The organism is Micromonospora sp. NPDC049257 (genome assembly GCF_040678915.1).
Lineage (GTDB): Bacteria > Actinomycetota > Actinomycetes > Mycobacteriales > Micromonosporaceae > Micromonospora > Micromonospora antibiotica.
The window spans coordinates 47,040-62,591 of sequence record NZ_JBFAQU010000010.1 but is presented as its reverse complement, the minus strand read 5'-3'; the positions used below and the strand labels follow the sequence as shown (position 1 = coordinate 62,591).

At 74.6% G+C, this 15,552-nt stretch carries 16 protein-coding genes; 7 read left to right on the top strand and 9 right to left on the bottom strand.

Features of this window, described 5'->3' with window-relative positions; all coding sequences use genetic code 11:
• Positions 1 to 176: 176 nt before the first annotated feature.
• Complete coding sequence (locus AB0K25_RS16930) at positions 177 to 1,124, bottom strand: hypothetical protein (RefSeq protein ID WP_357535927.1); 948 nt, start codon at positions 1,122 to 1,124, stop codon at positions 177 to 179.
• 270 nt (positions 1,125 to 1,394) lie between these two features.
• On the opposite strand from AB0K25_RS16930, the gene AB0K25_RS16925 reads away from it, so the two are divergent.
• A complete protein-coding gene (locus AB0K25_RS16925) occupies positions 1,395 to 2,228 on the top strand; it encodes a hypothetical protein (RefSeq protein WP_219469485.1) in 834 nt (277 codons plus the stop codon).
• 23 nt (positions 2,229 to 2,251) lie between these two features.
• On the opposite strand, the gene AB0K25_RS16920 is transcribed toward AB0K25_RS16925, so the two are convergent.
• Complete coding sequence (locus AB0K25_RS16920; protein WP_219469489.1) at positions 2,252 to 2,464, bottom strand: hypothetical protein; 213 nt, start codon at positions 2,462 to 2,464, stop codon at positions 2,252 to 2,254.
• A 161-nt stretch (positions 2,465 to 2,625) separates the two neighbouring features.
• On the opposite strand from AB0K25_RS16920, the gene AB0K25_RS16915 reads away from it, so the two are divergent.
• Positions 2,626 to 3,942, top strand: a complete 1,317-nt coding sequence (locus AB0K25_RS16915) for an MFS transporter (protein WP_363821011.1) — start codon at positions 2,626 to 2,628, stop codon at positions 3,940 to 3,942.
• Between the two features lie 13 nt (positions 3,943 to 3,955).
• On the opposite strand, the gene AB0K25_RS16910 is transcribed toward AB0K25_RS16915, so the two are convergent.
• From AB0K25_RS16910 to AB0K25_RS16895, 4 genes are all read right to left on the bottom strand, one after another.
• Positions 3,956 to 4,219 carry a hypothetical protein gene (locus tag AB0K25_RS16910; protein ID WP_219469496.1) on the bottom strand — a complete coding sequence of 88 codons (264 nt, stop codon included), beginning with the start codon at positions 4,217 to 4,219 and terminating at the stop codon, positions 3,956 to 3,958.
• A gap of 136 nt (positions 4,220 to 4,355) precedes the next feature.
• Entirely contained in the window at positions 4,356 to 4,817 is a 462-nt protein-coding gene (locus AB0K25_RS16905; protein ID WP_219469499.1) for an SRPBCC family protein, read from the bottom strand.
• 52 nt (positions 4,818 to 4,869) lie between these two features.
• Positions 4,870 to 5,286, bottom strand: coding sequence for a DUF2795 domain-containing protein (locus tag AB0K25_RS16900; protein ID WP_219469502.1), 417 nt, complete (start codon positions 5,284 to 5,286; stop codon positions 4,870 to 4,872).
• Between the two features lie 61 nt (positions 5,287 to 5,347).
• Entirely contained in the window at positions 5,348 to 6,331 is a 984-nt protein-coding gene (locus AB0K25_RS16895) for a YihY/virulence factor BrkB family protein (RefSeq protein WP_219469504.1), read from the bottom strand.
• A 164-nt stretch (positions 6,332 to 6,495) separates the two neighbouring features.
• Between AB0K25_RS16895 and AB0K25_RS16890 the strand changes: the two genes are divergently transcribed.
• A complete protein-coding gene (locus AB0K25_RS16890; RefSeq protein ID WP_208569397.1) occupies positions 6,496 to 6,897 on the top strand; it encodes a ChaB family protein in 402 nt (133 codons plus the stop codon).
• 51 nt (positions 6,898 to 6,948) lie between these two features.
• Here AB0K25_RS16890 and AB0K25_RS16885 read toward each other — a convergent pair whose 3' ends face one another.
• Positions 6,949 to 8,382, bottom strand: coding sequence for an aldehyde dehydrogenase family protein (locus tag AB0K25_RS16885; protein ID WP_363821006.1), 1,434 nt, complete (start codon positions 8,380 to 8,382; stop codon positions 6,949 to 6,951).
• 70 nt (positions 8,383 to 8,452) lie between these two features.
• On the opposite strand from AB0K25_RS16885, the gene AB0K25_RS16880 reads away from it, so the two are divergent.
• The gene (locus tag AB0K25_RS16880) at positions 8,453 to 10,066 is read left to right on the top strand and encodes an NAD(P)/FAD-dependent oxidoreductase (RefSeq protein ID WP_363821003.1); all 1,614 of its coding nucleotides are present in this window, start codon (positions 8,453 to 8,455) and stop codon (positions 10,064 to 10,066) included.
• 57 nt (positions 10,067 to 10,123) lie between these two features.
• Here AB0K25_RS16880 and AB0K25_RS16875 read toward each other — a convergent pair whose 3' ends face one another.
• Together AB0K25_RS16875 and AB0K25_RS16870 are read right to left on the bottom strand one after the other, a co-directional pair.
• Complete coding sequence (locus tag AB0K25_RS16875; protein ID WP_208569400.1) at positions 10,124 to 10,891, bottom strand: polyprenol monophosphomannose synthase; 768 nt, start codon at positions 10,889 to 10,891, stop codon at positions 10,124 to 10,126.
• Positions 10,892 to 10,981: 90 nt separating this feature from the next.
• Positions 10,982 to 11,440, bottom strand: coding sequence for an SRPBCC family protein (locus AB0K25_RS16870; RefSeq protein ID WP_208569401.1), 459 nt, complete (start codon positions 11,438 to 11,440; stop codon positions 10,982 to 10,984).
• A gap of 140 nt (positions 11,441 to 11,580) precedes the next feature.
• On the opposite strand from AB0K25_RS16870, the gene AB0K25_RS16865 reads away from it, so the two are divergent.
• The 3 genes from AB0K25_RS16865 to AB0K25_RS16855 are packed head-to-tail and all read left to right on the top strand — an operon-like array spanning position 11,581 to position 15,526.
• A complete protein-coding gene (locus AB0K25_RS16865) occupies positions 11,581 to 13,353 on the top strand; it encodes an HAD-IIIA family hydrolase (RefSeq protein ID WP_357535918.1) in 1,773 nt (590 codons plus the stop codon).
• The gene (locus AB0K25_RS16860) at positions 13,350 to 14,324 is read left to right on the top strand and encodes a glycosyltransferase (RefSeq protein WP_357024436.1); all 975 of its coding nucleotides are present in this window, start codon (positions 13,350 to 13,352) and stop codon (positions 14,322 to 14,324) included. Before AB0K25_RS16865 ends, AB0K25_RS16860 begins: the two co-directional genes overlap by 4 nt.
• A complete protein-coding gene (locus AB0K25_RS16855; RefSeq protein ID WP_208569404.1) occupies positions 14,309 to 15,526 on the top strand; it encodes a glycosyltransferase in 1,218 nt (405 codons plus the stop codon). The genes AB0K25_RS16860 and AB0K25_RS16855 overlap by 16 nt, the downstream gene beginning before the upstream one ends.
• Positions 15,527 to 15,552: the final 26 nt, after the last annotated feature.

The following is a 15,552-nucleotide window of genomic DNA, read 5'->3' as shown; positions in this document are numbered from 1 at the left end:
CGGTCCCCGGCGGGCAGAGGGAACACCGCGCTCACCGGCCACCTGCGCGGCCGGGACGGGCGGCAACGGGACGACCCGGACACCCGATCCGGGTCCCCCGGCCCGTCCCAGGGCTGGCCCGGGGCGTGTCCCAGGGCTGGCCCCGGGCCCGTCCCAGGCTGGCCCGGGGCCGCGCCTCAGGGGGTCAGCGAGCCGAGCAGGACGGTGCCGGCGCAGGGCAGTTGCCCGACGTTGCCGACGGTCAGGAGGTACTGCCGTTGGCTGGTGCCGTCCGGGTTGATCCGCTGCGCATACCGGCTCCGGGTCACCTCCAACTGGCAGGCGGTGCCGCCGCCGGCACCCGTCGGGGACGCCCCGGGCAGGTAGACCGCGCTCAGCGGGTTGGCGTTGGTCCAGGTCCAGCTGGCCGAGGCGCCGACGGCCAGGGTGCCGGTCGACCAGGAGGCCGCCGGGCTGGTCTGGGCGAGCTGGAACTGCCCGGAGCAGGTGATCGTGCCGATGTTGCGCAGCACGAAGTAGAACTTCCGGACCCCGTCGGGCTCCTGCCGGTACCAGGTGCGGGTGATCTCCAGCTGGCAGGCGGCCGTCGCGGTCGCCCCGGTCGGCGTCAGCCCCAGCAGGTACGACACCGTCGGCGCGATCTGCTCAACCCAGCCGTAGTTGCCGCTCGCCCCGGGGGCCAACGCCCCGGTCGACCAGTCGTGGGTCGGGGTCAGCCAGGACAGCAGGACGGTGGCCCCACAGCTGGTCGTACCGCTGTTGCGGATCACGAAGTGGAAGCGCCGCTCGCCGCTGGGCTGCCGGGAGTACCAGCTGCGGGTCACCTCGAACTCGCACGGGGTCGTGGAGTTCGCCCCGGTCGGGGAGAAGCCCACCTGGTAGGCGGCGTTGAGCGGGTTGGCGTTGTTCCACACCCAGCCCTGGGTGGCGCCGGCGGCGACCGGGCCGGTGGACCACGACGCCTGCTGCGCGGCGCTGCGGGTGGTGGCCCGGTCGCGGGCGTCCCGTTCAGCGCCGGCCGGGGCGGCCGGGGCGGCCGGGGCGGCCGGGGCGGGCGTCGGGGCGAGCAGCACGGCTGCCAGCAGGCTCAGCAACCAGGTCCACACCGTCGGTCGTCTCGTCACGGTCGGTGCTCCTCAGCGGTCGGGTCGGCGGTGGTCCGGGTGCCGCCGGCGGGCGCACGGTGGTCCGGTTGCCCGGGAGCGGCAGTCGACCTGCGTCGGTCGCTGCCCGGGGCGGCAGCCGACGTGGCTGGTCGTGGTGCCGGGTGCGGCTGGGGACAAGGTCGCACAGGGACGGCCGGCGCGGTGGGGCCGATATCCGACAGCGCGGTAGCGCCCCGTGGCGCCCCGACGTCGCTACAGTCCAGATCCCGCCTGGAAGGAATCCCACCGATGGCAATGTCCCGAACCGGCCGCCGGTGGTGCGGCGCGCACCTCGCCGCCCTCCTCGCGGTGACCCTCGTCGCACCGCTGCCGTACCCCGGCGCGGCGGTCGCCGGCACCGGACTCGGCGACGGCGACGTGCTGGTCGCCCGCACCGCGCAGGACTACGTCTACCGCACCTACCAGCGGCGCTGGTCGGTGGTCGCCGTCCAGCCCGGCGCGACCGCCGACTGGGACCTGACCCTGCGCGACGCCGCCGGCACCACCCTGGCCACCAGCTGGTACGGCGTCGGGCGCACCGACTTCGTGGTGGTCGACTCCACGGCCGGGCACCGGCCGTTCGGCGCGTACACGGCCGCCGTGAGCGCGTACACGGCCGGCCCGTACTGGGTGCAGCAGCGCACGGACACCACCACGATCACCCTGCCGCCGGTGACCCACTCCGGCACCACCGGAGCGGCCGACCCCGACCTGACCTTCTCCAGCCTGGTCGACCACGACGTGATCACCGTCGCCGACCTCTACCTGACGGCGGGGGAGTCGTTCTGGGCGAACACCACGACCGCCGCGTCGTCGCTGCTGCTGGCGGAGAGCGACCCGGCCGACCCGGCGACCTTCGCCCAGGGCCGGGCCACCGTGGCCGCCCGGCAGCACACCCAGGTCCTCGACGGCTGCACGCTCTATACCGCCCAGCGCACCGGCTGGCACGCCCTGGTCCAGCTCGGCGACCGGGCACCCAGCACGCACGTCCCGACCCAGGGGACCGGGTACGCCCTGCACCGGGTCGACCCGGCCCGTCCGCTCAGCTGCCCGCAGCGGGAGTTCCCCGGCCCGACCCCCTGATCAGCGGTGCGGCCGGGCGGGTGTCATTCCGCGGGGGTGGCGTCGGCCGGGCGACGACGGCCGGCGTCGTCGGCGATGATCACGGTGGCCACCATCAGCGCGACGCAGAGGCTGAACAGCCACGAGTCGTCGGAGGAGAATTTGGCGGAGACCGGAGCCTGGAGCGCGGCGAGCAGGAAGCCGAGCCAGGCCAGGCGACGCTGACGAGGGGTGAGGAAACCGGAGCCCTGTTGCATCCCGAAAGTCTTGCGCGCCCCCTGCGGATTACCGTCAGCCGAACGGTGGATTCTGGACTACCTGTCCGCTTTCCTGCCCGTCCGGGCGTTCCAAACCACCGGTTCGGGGGAGGCGACAATCACGTCGACCCGTTCTCGATGATGCGGCAGGATGAGCCTCCGTGCCCGTCGCCCCGCCCCGTACCTCCCTGCTCCTGCTCGCCTACCTCGCCTTCGTCAGCCTCGGCCTGCCCGACGGCCTGCTCGGCGTCGGCTGGCCCTCGATCAGCACCGAGTTCGGCGTACCCACCGCAGCGGTCGGCCTGGTGCTCACCGCCGGCACGATCGGCTACCTCACCTCCAGCGTCCTGGCCGGGTTCACCCTCGCCCGGCTCGGCGTGGGCCGGCTGCTCGCCGGCAGCACCCTGCTGGCCAGCCTGGCGCTGACCGGGTACGCCAGCGCACCCGGGCTGACCGTGCTGATCTGCTGTGCGCTGGTGCTCGGCCTCGGCTCCGGAGCCATCGACTCCGGCCTCAACGCGTACGCGGCCGGGGCGTTCGGCCCCCGGCACATGAACTGGATGCACGCCTTCTTCGGTCTCGGCGTGGCGATCGGCCCCCTGGTGATGACCGCCATGCTGAGCACCGGCGCGGGCTGGCGCTGGGGGTACGCGGTCACCGCCGCCGCCCAGCTCGCGCTGGCCACCGCGTTCGCGCTCACCGTCGGCGCGTGGCGGGACCGGGCGGGCGGCCCGGGGTCGCCGAAGCGCGCCGGGCCGGCCGGGGAGACCGCCGCCAGTGCACCGGTCGACGCCGTCGCCGCCGCGCCGGTCGGGCCCCCGCAGCGTGGTCCGGTCGACGACGCTGTGCCGGGCGGGGTGGCGACGCCGGGCGGGGCGGCGGAGCCGGCCGTGGTGCGGATCGCCGAGACCCTGCGGCTGCCCGCCGTCTGGTTCGGCGCGCTCGCCTTCGCCATCTACGTGGCCATCGAGGTGTCCGCCGGGCTCTACGCGTTCCTGCTGCTCACCGAGGGGCGAGGGCTGTCCGCCGCGGTCGCCGGGCTGAGCGTCTCCGCCTACTGGGGGAGCCTGTTCGTCGGCCGGGTGGTGCAGGGGCTGGTCGCCGAACGGCTCGGCACCGCCCGGGTGCTGCGGGGCAGCCTGCTGGGGATGGCCGTCGGGGCGGTGCTGATCGCGCTGCCGGCCCCGGGCTGGGTGACGGTGGCCGGCCTGGTCGTGCTCGGCTTCGCCGCCGCGCCGGTGTTCCCGCTGCTCACCCTGAGCACGGCGGAGCGGGTCGGCCGGCAGCACGCGGACCGGGTGATCGGCGTGCAGATCGGCGCAGCCGGGATCGGGGCCGCCCTCATCCCGGCCGGGCTCGGGGTGCTGCTCGGTGACACGTCGGTGCGGTTGCTCGGCCCGGTGCTGACGGTGCTGGCGGTGGCCCTGCTGGTGGCGCACGCGGCAGCCGCCCGCCGCACCGCCGCACCGGCCGACTGAGCGGGCCGTTGGGTCACATGGTGTCCGGGCCGGTACGTCCCGTCGTGGAGGGGCGGTAGGCACGCTCGGTGTCGGTCATCTCCCGACGCTCGGCGGCCGGGCCGGCACCCCGGTCCACCGGTTCGGGGCCGTGCCCGAAGGCCGCCTCCTCACCCGCGTCGTTGCCGGTCGGATCGTCGGCCTGCCCGTCGATGGTGGACCGCGCGATCGCCCGGTCCAACTCCTCCAGCGGTGTCTTCTCCTCGTCCCGCCAGACCCTGCCGTCGTTGTCCGTCATCCCTTCGCGGTACCCCGACCAGATGATCGCAAACGGCCAACCCGGGGGCGGACCGCAACACCCCGGCACCGCGGACGGCCGCCGGGGGAGCCGGCGGCCGTCGGTGGAGCGCCTGACGTACGTGCGTGGGTGTGGATCAGGGCTGCGGGCGGTCGACCGACCCGCGCCACGCGCCGGTCTCCTGACCGCGACGCTCGATGAACTGCTTGAACCGCTCCAGGTCACCCTTGGTGCGCCGGTCCACCACGCCGAGCTTGTCGCCGGCCTGCTCGACCACGCCGTGCGGCTCGAAGTCCATCTGCAGGGTCACCCGGGTGTTGTCCTCGTCGAGGCGGTGGAACGTCACCACGCCGGCCTGCTGGGTGCCGCCTGTCGACTTCCAGGCCACCCGCTCGTCGGGCAGCTGCTCGGTGATCTCGGCGTCGAACTCGCGCTTGACCCCGGCGATCTCCACCGTCCAGTGGGTCATCGTGTCCGACAGCTGCCGGACCTCCTGCACCCCCTCCATGAAGTGGGGGAACTCCTCGAACTGGGTCCACTGGTCGTAGGCGGTCCGTACCGGTACGGACACGTCCACATGTTCGATAACGCCGCTCATTGGAAGTCCTCCTCTGCCCGCTGGTGGTCGTCCGGATCGTGGGCCGATCCGGTCACCAGCGCGTCGTCTCGTTTCGGTGCCCGAGGGCGGCCCACACCTCGGAAATCGTCTGGTAACGGGTGCCCTCCGGCAGCCGCTCCAGGGCGGCCACGAGGTCGTCGGGCGCCTGGTTCTCCCGCGCGTTGGCGATCAGGGCCAGGCGGTCCCCCGGCAGGGCCGCCATCGTGATGAACCGGCCCAACCGGCTGCGCGCCTCCACGTCCTCCGAGGTCATCCCCTGGGGGGTGCCGGTCCGCAGGTCGCCCGCCGGGGCCGTGGTGGCGCCCGGCTGGTCCTCGCCGGCCGGCTCCGCCTCGCGGAACTCCTCGACCCGCGAGCCCGCGGTGCCCGGCCCCTGGACGAGGCCGCTGACCTCCTGGCTCATCTGGTCGTCGACCCTCGGTGCGTGCTTGCTGCTGCCACGTTCCATGTCTGGTGTGCTACCCGCAGTCGGTGCGGGGAAACGCCGGGCCGGACGGGTACCCGACCGGTCACGAACCGGCGGTGGCCTTCGGCGGCAACGCCGGCTCAGCCGCGGCGTCCCGGCCCGCCTGCAACCGGCGTCCCCGCTGCAACTCGGCGTTGATCTGCACCCCGAACATCAGCGCCGAGTTCGACAGGTACAGCCACACCAGGAAGGCGATGACCGCGCCCAGGCTGCCGTAGGTGACGTCGTACGAGCCGAAGTTGGCCACGTAGAGGCCGAAACCGAAGGAGACGACGATCCAGGACAGCAGGGCCACCGCCCCGCCCGGGGTGAGCCAGCGGAACCGGGGCTGCCGGACGTTCGGTGCTATCCAGAACATCAGCGACAAAAGTGTCATCATCACCATGGCCAACACCGGCCACTTCGCGACGCTCCACACCGTGCGGGCCAGTCCACCCGCCCCCACCAGGTCGCCCACCGCGTCGGTCACCGGCCCGCTGACGATCAGGCCCAGCGCCACCACCGCGAGCAGCACCAGCGACAACGCGGCCATCGCGATCTGCAACGGGCGCAGCCGGTAGAACGGGCGGCCCTCCTCGACCCCGTAGATCGCGTTGGAGGCCCGGGTGAACGCGCCGATGAACCCGGACGCCGACCACAACGCGCCCGCCAACCCGAAGCTGAGCAGCACCTTCGTGCCGCTCTGCTGGTCGACCACCGTGCGGACCACCGAGACGAAACCCTCGTTGCCGACCACCGAGCCGGCCCCGATGTCGCGGGCCAGATCCAACACCGTGTCCACGGTGCGCTCGCCGTCGGAGACCAGACCGACCAGGGCGACCACCACGACCGTGGACGGAAAGAGGGCGAGCACCCCGTAGTAGGTCAACGCCGCCGCCCAGTCGGCGCAGTTGTCCTTCACGAAACCCTGCCCGCTGCGGATCAGCACCCCCCGCCAGGTGGACCAGCTCAACTGGCGCATCCGCCGGGGAATCCGCAGCTGCGGTCCGTCCTCGGCGACCGCGGTCGGCTCCGTCGTCGCTGCCATGCTCGGCTCCTCGTCGCCCGGCGACCCGCGGACCCGACGTCCGGTGCGCGCCTGGGCCGGGCGGTACCCGACGGCGGAAATCGACAAACCCGACGCCCGTGTTTGCCGGTGCGGGCGCAGGGAACCGTGCAGACAGCCAGACAGTCGACGCGGAGGAGGACGAGATGCCCGGGCGCGAGGTACTGCCCAGCACGCTGCGACGCTCCCCGGACAAGGCGCAACGCACCTGGGAGAAGACACACGACTCGGCGGTGCAGACCTACGGCGAGGGGGAACGGGCGCACCGCGCCGCCTTCGCCGCCGTCAAGCACAGCTTCGAGAAGGTCGGCGACCACTGGGAACCCAAGGGACGCAAGGGACCCAGCGACCGGCAGGCCGCAGGCGGTGGCCCCGCCCGCCGGGCACCCACCGCCGGTGGAGTGGACGCCAACGCCACCAAGGACCACCTGATGCAGGTGGCGAAGAAACTCGACGTGCCCGGCCGCAGTCGGATGACCAAGCCGGAACTGGTCAAGGCCATCGAGAAGGCCAACGACCGGGCCACCCGCAAGGCCCGGGGCGACTGACCGCCGGATCCGGTGAGGTACGCGGGCCGCTCCGGTTCGGGGCGGCCCGGCTCACCAGTGCCCGCCGGCCGGCGGTTCCAGGTGGACCGCCTTGACCGCGCTGAACTCGTCCAGCAGTTCCGGGCCGTACCCGAAGCCCTGGCCGCTGCCCCGGCGTGGCTGCGCGGCACCACCCGGAGCGCCCCCGAACACCGCGTTGACCTTCACGGTGCCCACCGGCAGCTCCCGCCAGGCCCGCTGGGCGTGGCTCATCGACCCGGTCAGCACCGTCGCCGCCAGCCCGTACGGCGAGTCGGCGGCACACCGCAGCGCCTCGCTGAACGAATCCACCGAAACCACCGCCGCCACCGGCCCGAACGTCTCCTCCCGGACCAGCGTCATCTCGTGCCGGCAGTCGGTGACCACCGTCGCCGGATAGAACGCCCCCGGCCCGTCCGGCAGCACCCCACCGGCGCGTAGCGTCGCCCCCTGCGCCACCGCCGCCGTGACCTGCCCGTGCACCTGGTCGCGGTGCCGCCGGTCGACAAGCGGGCCCAGCTCGGTGGCCGGGTCGCGCCCCGGCCCGACGACCAGCGCCCCGGCCCGCTGCACCAGCGCGTCGACGAAGTCCTCCGCGACGTCCCGGTGCGCGTAGATCCGCTCCACCGCCACGCAGAGCTGCCCGGCGTTGGCGAACGCCCCGAGGGCCGCCTGTTCGGCCGCCCAGCCCGGGTCCACCCCGGCGTCGACCACCAGCGGGTCGCTGCCGCCGTTCTCCAGCAGGGCCTTGGCCCCGGTCCGGGCGCAGGCCGCCGCGATCGCCCGGCCGGTCTTGGTGGCACCGACGTGCGCCACCACGTCCACCGGCTGCGCGGCCAACGCCGCACCCACCTCCGCGCCCCCGGTCAGCAGGGACAGCACCCCCGCCGGGAACACCCCGTCGAGCAGCCGGGCCAGCAGCCAACCGGTCACCGGGGTCCGTTCGCTGGGCTTGAACAGCACCACGTTGCCGGTGACCAGGGCGGCACCGAGCAGGCCGCAGGAGACCGCGACCGGGTCGTTCCACGGGGTGATCGCGGCGACCACCCCGCGCGGCTGCGGCGTCATGAAGTCGATCGCGTCGAGGCCGCCGTGCAGCGTCCGGCCGCCCCGCAGCGGGCCCAGCTCGGCGTACTGGCGCAGGGTGCCCACGCCGGCCGCCACCCCGCCCCGGGCGTCACCCAGCGGCTTGCCCATCTCCGCCGTCGTCGCGGCGGCCAACTCCTCCGCCCCCGCGGCCACCGCGTCCGCCGCCTGGGCCAGCAGCTCCGCCCGCTGCGCCGTCGGGGTGGCCGCCCACTCGGTGGCCAGTTCCCGGGCCGCCTCGACCGCCTTGGCCACCTCGTCCGCCGTCGCCACCGGCACCGTGCCGAACGGGGAGCCGTCGGCCGGATCGTGGACCGTCAACTCACCGCCCGCACCGCCCGCGCCCCATACTCCACCGATGAGCTGCTCCACCCGGTACATGCGGCGGGATGCCCGGCTCCCGGCGAAGCAAACGCGTTTCGCCCGGTTGCCGGCCGGGTAGCCGGATCTGATGATCTCGCCCGGCACGGACAGCGCGGACGCCGTCGTCATCGGCGCCGGCCACAACGGCCTGGTGGCCGCCAACCTGCTCGCCGACGCCGGCTGGGACGTCGTGGTGCTGGAGGCGACCGCCATGCCCGGTGGGGCGGTCCAGTCCGCCGAGGTCACCGCCCCCGGCTACCTCAGCGACCTCTACAGCTCCTTCTACCCCCTCGGGTACGCCTCCCCGGTGCTGGCCGGCCTCGACCTGCCCCGCTACGGGCTGACCTGGACGCACGCCCCCGACGTGCTGGCCCACCTGCTGCCCGACGGACGGGCCGCGGTGATCAACCGGGACCTGGACCGCACCGCCGCCTCGCTGGAGACGTTCGCCCCCGGCGACGGGGACCGCTGGCGGCACGCGTACGCCGACTGGGCGCAGGTGTCCGGGCCGATGCTCGACGCCATCACCACCCCCTTCCCCCCGGTACGCGGCGGGCTGGGTCTGCTACGCCAACTGCGGGTCGGCGGCGCGCTGCGCCTGGCCCGCCGGCTGGTCCTGCCGGTACGCAAACTCGGCGGTGAACTGTTCACCGGCGAGGGCGGCCCCGCGCTGCTGGCCGGCTGCGCCCTGCACACCGACCTGTCCCCCGAGGAGGCCGGCTCCGGCGTGTACGGCTGGCTGCTGGCCATGCTGGGTCAGCAGGTCGGCTGGCCGGTGCCGGTGGGCGGCGCGCAGCGGATCACCGACGCGCTGGTCGCCCGGCTCACCGAACGCGGCGGCCGGATCTCCTACCGGGCGCAGGTCGACCGGGTGCTCACCGCCCGGGGCCGGGCGATGGGGGTGCGCACCGTCGGCGGGGCCACCTTTCGGGCCCGCCGGGCGGTGCTCGCCGACGTGCCCGCTCCCGCCCTCTACCTGGACCTGGTGGGTGCCGCTCTGCTGCCACCCCGGCTGGTGGAGGACCTGGCCCACTTCCGCTGGGACGGCTCCACCCTCAAGGTCGACTGGGCGTTGTCCGCCCCGCTGCCGTGGACCAACCCGGCGGTGGCCGGCGCCGGCACCGTGCACCTGGGCGCCGATCTCGACGGGCTCACCACGTACTCCGCCGAACTGGCCCGGGGCGAGATCCCGGCGCAGCCGTTTCTGCTGGTGGGGCAGATGAGCACCGCCGACCCGACGCACTCGCCGGCCGGCACCGAGTCGCTCTGGGCATACACCCACCTGCCGTTCCGGCGGCACTGGCGGGCCGAGGACATCGCCCGGCAGGTGGACCGGATGGAGGACGTGCTGGAGGCCGCCGCCCCCGGGTTTCGCAGCCGGATCGTCGGCCGGCACGTCGCCGGTCCGGCCGAGCTGGAGCAGGGCGACCCGAGCCTGGTCGGCGGGGCGCTGGGCGGTGGCACCGCGGCGGCGTACCAGCAGCTGTTCCTGCGCCCGATCCCCGGCCTGGGCCGGGCCGACACCCCCATCGACCGGCTCTACCTGGCCAGCGCGTCGGCGCACCCCGGCGGCGGGGTGCACGGCGCACCCGGCGCGAACGCCGCCCGCGCCGCGCTGGCCCGCGACCGTGCCGTCACCGGCGGCCTGTACGCCGGGATGATCGACGCCGCGCACCGGACGCTCTACCGCGCCGACCACTGAACCGGGCGGAACCGGCCCTGCGGCGGGCACCGGCGACCCCGGTCACCGGCGCCCGCGTCAGGAGTCCAGGTTGCGGTGCCGGGTACGCAGCTTGAACGGCATCAGCGCGCTCTCCACCTTGGTCGCGGTCGTCATCTTGGACAGGCCGTCGCGACGCTCCTCGAACCGGATCGGCACCTCCAGGATGGTGTGCCCCAGCTTGGTGGCCAGGTAGTGCATCTCCACCTGGAAGCTGTAACCGTTCGACTGCACCCGGTGCAGGCCGATGTCGCGCAACGCGTCGGCCCGCCAGATCTTGAAGCCGGCGGTCAGGTCACGGATGCGCACCCGCAGCAGCGTGTGCACGTACAGGTTGGCCCAGCCGCTGAGCGCCCGCCGGTAGAGCGGCCACGCCTCGTCGAGCTGGCCGCCGGGCACGTACCGGGACCCGATCACCACGCCGGCCTGGGTGGACAGCAACGCCCCCAGCATCCCGGGCAGCGCCTCCGGCGGGTGCGACAGGTCGGCGTCCATCTGCGCCACGTACTCCGCGCCGCCGTCCAGGGCCCGGCCGATGCCGTCGACGTACGCCCGGCCCAGGCCCTCCTTGCCGGCCCGGTGCACCACCTGCACCTTGTCCGGGTGCTCGATGGCCAGCTTGTCGGCCACCTCGCCGGTGCCGTCCGGCGAGTTGTCGTCGGCGACGAGCACCTTCAACCCCGGCAGCGGAAGGGCCAGCAGCCGGTCGACCAACACCGGGAGGTTGCCCGCCTCGTTGTAGGTGGGGACCACGACGGTCAGGCGTGCGTCCCGCCACGGTGACGGCAGCTCCACGGGTTCGATCATGTCGGACATCCTCAGTCGGCGGACGGCATTCCCCCACAGGGTAGCCAAAAGCCCGGCGGGACCCCGCCGAGGCTCCCCGCGACCGCCCGGTCACCGATCGGCGTGCGTGTCGGCCTTCTGCCGTACGGCGATGTCGGAGAGCCGACGCAGGGTCTCCTTGTTGCGCTGGTGCAGCACCAGGTCGTTGAGCTTGGTGCGGAACCAGCGCAACGGGCCGGCGGCGAAGTCCTCGCCGATGCGGACCCGGGTCGCACCGTCACCGGTCGGGGTCAGGGTGAACACCACGATCGCCTCCCCGGCCGGCCACAGGCCGGCCCGCAGCACCAGCCGGTGCGGTGGGTCGCAGGCCAGCACCGTCGAGGCGTCCTCCAGCGAGAACGGCCACGGCCCGGCCCGGTGGTGCAGCCGGGTGCCCACCCGGGGCCACTGCGCGTCGACGTCGCGCACGTGCACCGTGCCGACCACCCAGTCGCTGTACGTCCACCCGTCGGCCAGCACGTCGAAGACCTGCTGCGGGGGTGCATCGACCACTCTCTCCACGATCGCCATCGCTGCCCTGTACCCGGGTCGTCCCGGCCTAACCCGGCGCGTTAGCTTCTCCGGGCCGACGGGTAACGCTGCACCGGCGACCCGACCCACCTGCCGACAGGGTCAGGTTTACTCCCCGGGGCCTCGGGAACCCGCCGCCCGTGCCACGGGACGCGGAGCCATATCAGTGCAGGCCAGGCCGGGTTGACCCGGGCGTTGGCCGGGGCCGTCCCGCGCTGTACGACGCGGTGCTGCTCGACCGGGACGGCACCCTGATCGAGGACGTCCCCTACAACGGCGACCCGGACAAGGTCCGGCCGGTGCCGGGGGCCCGGGCGGCACTGGACCGGCTGCGCGCCGCGGGCCTGCGCCTCGGGGTGGTCACCAACCAGTCGGGGCTGGCCCGGGGGCTGTTCACCGCCGCACAGCTGCGCGCCGTCAACGCCCGGGTGGAGGAACTGCTCGGCCCGTTCGATACCTGGCAGCACTGCCCGCACGACGAGCGCGCCGGCTGCGGCTGCCGCAAGCCCGCCCCGGGCATGGTGCACGCCGCCGCGCGGGCGCTCGGCACCACCGCGGACCGTTGCGTGCTGGTCGGGGACATCGACGCCGACCAGGCCGCCGCCGCTGCGGCCGGTGCCGCCGCGATCCTGGTGCCCACCCCCACCACCCGGGCCGCCGAGGTGGCCGCCGCCGGACACGTCGCCGCCGACCTGCCCGCCGCCGTGGACCTGATCCTGCGCCGGGCCGCCCTGGTCGCCGCCCCGTCCCCGCGCCGCACCGGCACCGTGCTGGTGGTCCGCAGCGACTCCGCCGGGGACGTCCTGGTCACCGGCCCCGCCATCCGCGCCGTCGCCGGTCACGCCGGGCGCGTCGTGCTGCTCTGCGGCCCCCGGGGCCGGGACGCCGCCGCCCTGCTGCCCGGTGTCGACGAGATCGTCGAGTGGCCGCTGCCCTGGATCGACGGCGCACCCGCCCCGGTCGACCCGCAGGACATCGACCGGCTCACCGCCCGGCTGCGGGCGGTACGCGCCGACGAGGCGGTCGTCTTCACCTCCTTCCACCAGTCACCGCTGCCGCTGGCCCTGCTGCTGCGGATGGCCGGTGTCCCGAGGGTCAGCGCGATCAGTGACGACTACCCCGGCTCCCTGCTCGACGTCCGGCACCGGGTCCCCGCCGGGCTGCCCGAGCCGGAACGGGCGTTGTCGCTGGCCGTCGCCGCCGGCTTCGCCCTGCCCGACGGCGACGACCTGCGGCTGCGGGTGCGCACCGACCGGCTGCCGCCCACACCGGCCGGGCTCGGCGGCCCCGGCTACCTGGTGCTGCATCCCGGTTCGGCGGTGCCGAGCCGGGCCGTACCACCCGACCTGGCCGCCCGGATCGTCCGGGTGCTCACCGCCGCCGGGCACCGGGTGGCGGTCACCGGTGGACCCGACGAGGCCGCGCTGACCGCCCGGGTGGCCGGCGACACCGGCATCGACCTGGGCGGCCGGACCGGGCTGGCCGAGCTGGCCGGGGTGCTCGCCGACGCCGGTGCGCTGGTGGTGGGCAACACCGGGCCGGCGCACCTGGCCGCCGCGCTGGGCGTGCCGGTGGTCAGCCTGTTCGCCCCGACCGTCCCCTACGGACAGTGGGGTCCGTACCGGGTGCCGACGGTCCGGCTGGGCGACGCCGCCGCGCCCTGCCGGGACACCCGGGCCACGGTCTGCCCGGTGCCGGGCCACCCCTGCCTGGCCGCCGTCGAGCCGGGCCGGGTCCTCGACGCGGTACGCCTGCTGGGCGTTCCCGCCGACGCCCCGACCGGCCCGGTCGGCGTGCCACTCCTCGGCCCCGCCGGACCGTCGCCGGCCGGACCGTCGCCGGCCGAGTCACCGGCCGGACCCTCGCCGGCCGGGGCGTCGCCGGTGACCGTGGGGCGGGGGAGTCACCGATGAACATCCTGCTCTGGCACGTACACGGGTCGTGGACCACGTCCTTCGTGCACGGCAAGCATCGCTACCTGGTGCCGGTCACCCCCGACCGGGGCGCGTACGGGCTGGGCCGGGCGCGCACCTACCCGTGGCCGGACAGCGCCGTCGAGGTGACCCCGCAGCAGTTGCGCCACGCCGACGTCGACGTGGTGCTGCTGCAACGCCCCGAGGAGTACGACCTGGCCGGCGAGTGGCTCGGCCGGCCGGTGGGCCGGGCGGTGCCGGCGGTCTACGTCGAACACAACACCCCGAAGGGCGACGTGCCGAACACCCGGCACCCGATGGCCGACCGGGACGACCTGCTGCTCACCCACGTCACCCACTTCAACGAGTTGTTCTGGGACAACGGGAGCACCCGCACCGCAGTCGTCGAGCACGGGGTGGTGCCCCCCGCCGTCACCTGGACCGGCGAGCTGGACCGGCTCGCCGTGGTGATCAACGAGCCGGTACGCCGGGGGCGGATCACCGGCACCGACCTGCTGGCCCGGTTCGCCGAGATCGCCCCGCTGGACGTCTTCGGGATGAAGGTCGCCGGGCTCGCCGACCACCTCGGACTGCCGGCCGACCGGCTGACCAGCCACGACGACGTCCCGCAGCACCGGATGCACGCCGAGTTGGCCCGGCGGCGGGCCTACCTGCACCTGTGCCGGTGGACCTCGCTGGGGCTGAGCCTGATCGAGGCGATGACCATCGGCATGCCCGTGGTCGCGCTGGCCACCACCGAGGCCGTACAGGCGGTGCCACCGGGGGCGGGGGCGCTGTCCACCCGGGTCGACACCCTGCTCGCCGCCGCCGCCGGGTTCGTCGCCGACCCCGCCGAGGCCCGCCGGGTGGGTGCGCAGGCGCGTACCGCCGCGCTGGGCCGTTACGGCCTCGACCGTTTCCTCGCCGACTGGGACCGCCTGCTGGAGGAGGAAGTATGCGCATCGCGATGATCTCCGAGCACGCCAGCCCGCTCGCCGTGCTGGGCGGTGAGGACGCCGGTGGGCAGAACACGCATGTCGCGGAACTCTCCGCCGCGCTGGTGGCGGCCGGCCACGACGTCCGGGTCTACACCCGGCGCGACGCCGTCGACCTGCCGGTCACCGTCCGGGCCCCGGACGGGTACGAGGTGGTGCACGTGCCCGCCGGTCCGGCCGAGCCGGTCGCCAAGGACGCCCTGCTGCCGCACATGAAGGAGTTCAGCCACTGGCTCACCGCCCGGTGGCGGGGCGGGGACTGGACACCCGAGGTGGTGCACGCGCACTTCTGGATGAGCGGGCTGGCCGCGCTCGCCGCCAGCCGGCAGACCGGGGTGCCGGTGGTGCAGACCTACCACGCGTTGGGCACCGTCAAGAAGCGCTACCAGGGGGTGCAGGACACCAGCCCGGCCCGGCGGATCGGCTACGAACGGGAACTGGGCCGCGCCGTCGACCGGGTCGTCGCCCAGTGCCGCGACGAGGTCGGGGAGTTGGTCCGCCTCGGTGTCCCCCGGTCCCGGATGACCGTCGTGCCGTCCGGGGTGAACCTGGACACCTTCGCCCCGCTCGGCCCGGCCGTCGAGCGGGAACCCGACCGTCCCCGGGTGCTCACCGTCGGCCGGCTGGTCGAGCGTAAGGGCTTCCAGACGGTGATCCGGGCGATGGCACTGGTGCCCGACGCCGAGTGCCTGGTGGTCGGGGGGCCGCCCGCCGGGCTGCTGGAGACCGACCCGTACGCCCGGCGGCTGCGGGCGCTCGCCGGCACCTGCGGGGTCGCCGACCGGGTCCGGCTGGTCGGGGCGGTGCCCCGGGAGGAGATGGGCCGCTGGTACCGGTCGGCCGACGTGCTGGTCGCCGCGCCCTGGTACGAACCGTTCGGGCTGACCCCGCTGGAGGCGATGGCCTGCGGGGTGCCCGTCGTCGGTACCGCGGTCGGCGGCATCCGCGACACCGTGGTCGACGGGGTGACCGGCGACCTGGTCCCGGCCCGTGACCCGCAGGCGTTGGCCGCCGCGCTGGGCAGCCTGCTCGGCGACCGGATCCGCCGCTTCGGGTACGCCACCGCCGCGTTGCAGCGGGCCCGCCACAGCTACTCCTGGGCGACCGCCGCCGACCGGCTGGCCGAGGTGTACGCCGAGGTCGCCGCCGTGCACCGGCCGAGTCGGGTGGTCGCCTGATGACGACGTCGACCCGGGCGGCGCGG

Coding starts and splice junctions, on each gene's coding strand:
- AB0K25_RS16925 (WP_219469485.1), top strand. CDS start 1,395: ATGGCAATGTCCCGAACCGGCCGCCGGTGGTGCGGCGCGCACCTCGCC.
- AB0K25_RS16920 (WP_219469489.1), bottom strand. CDS start 2,464: ATGCAACAGGGCTCCGGTTTCCTCACCCCTCGTCAGCGTCGCCTGGCC.
- AB0K25_RS16910 (WP_219469496.1), bottom strand. CDS start 4,219: ATGACGGACAACGACGGCAGGGTCTGGCGGGACGAGGAGAAGACACCG.
- AB0K25_RS16905 (WP_219469499.1), bottom strand. CDS start 4,817: ATGAGCGGCGTTATCGAACATGTGGACGTGTCCGTACCGGTACGGACC.
- AB0K25_RS16900 (WP_219469502.1), bottom strand. CDS start 5,286: ATGGAACGTGGCAGCAGCAAGCACGCACCGAGGGTCGACGACCAGATG.
- AB0K25_RS16895 (WP_219469504.1), bottom strand. CDS start 6,331: ATGGCAGCGACGACGGAGCCGACCGCGGTCGCCGAGGACGGACCGCAG.
- AB0K25_RS16890 (WP_208569397.1), top strand. CDS start 6,496: ATGCCCGGGCGCGAGGTACTGCCCAGCACGCTGCGACGCTCCCCGGAC.
- AB0K25_RS16885 (WP_363821006.1), bottom strand. CDS start 8,382: ATGTACCGGGTGGAGCAGCTCATCGGTGGAGTATGGGGCGCGGGCGGT.
- AB0K25_RS16880 (WP_363821003.1), top strand. CDS start 8,453: ATGATCTCGCCCGGCACGGACAGCGCGGACGCCGTCGTCATCGGCGCC.
- AB0K25_RS16875 (WP_208569400.1), bottom strand. CDS start 10,891: ATGATCGAACCCGTGGAGCTGCCGTCACCGTGGCGGGACGCACGCCTG.
- AB0K25_RS16870 (WP_208569401.1), bottom strand. CDS start 11,440: ATGGCGATCGTGGAGAGAGTGGTCGATGCACCCCCGCAGCAGGTCTTC.
- AB0K25_RS16860 (WP_357024436.1), top strand. CDS start 13,350: ATGAACATCCTGCTCTGGCACGTACACGGGTCGTGGACCACGTCCTTC.
- AB0K25_RS16855 (WP_208569404.1), top strand. CDS start 14,309: ATGCGCATCGCGATGATCTCCGAGCACGCCAGCCCGCTCGCCGTGCTG.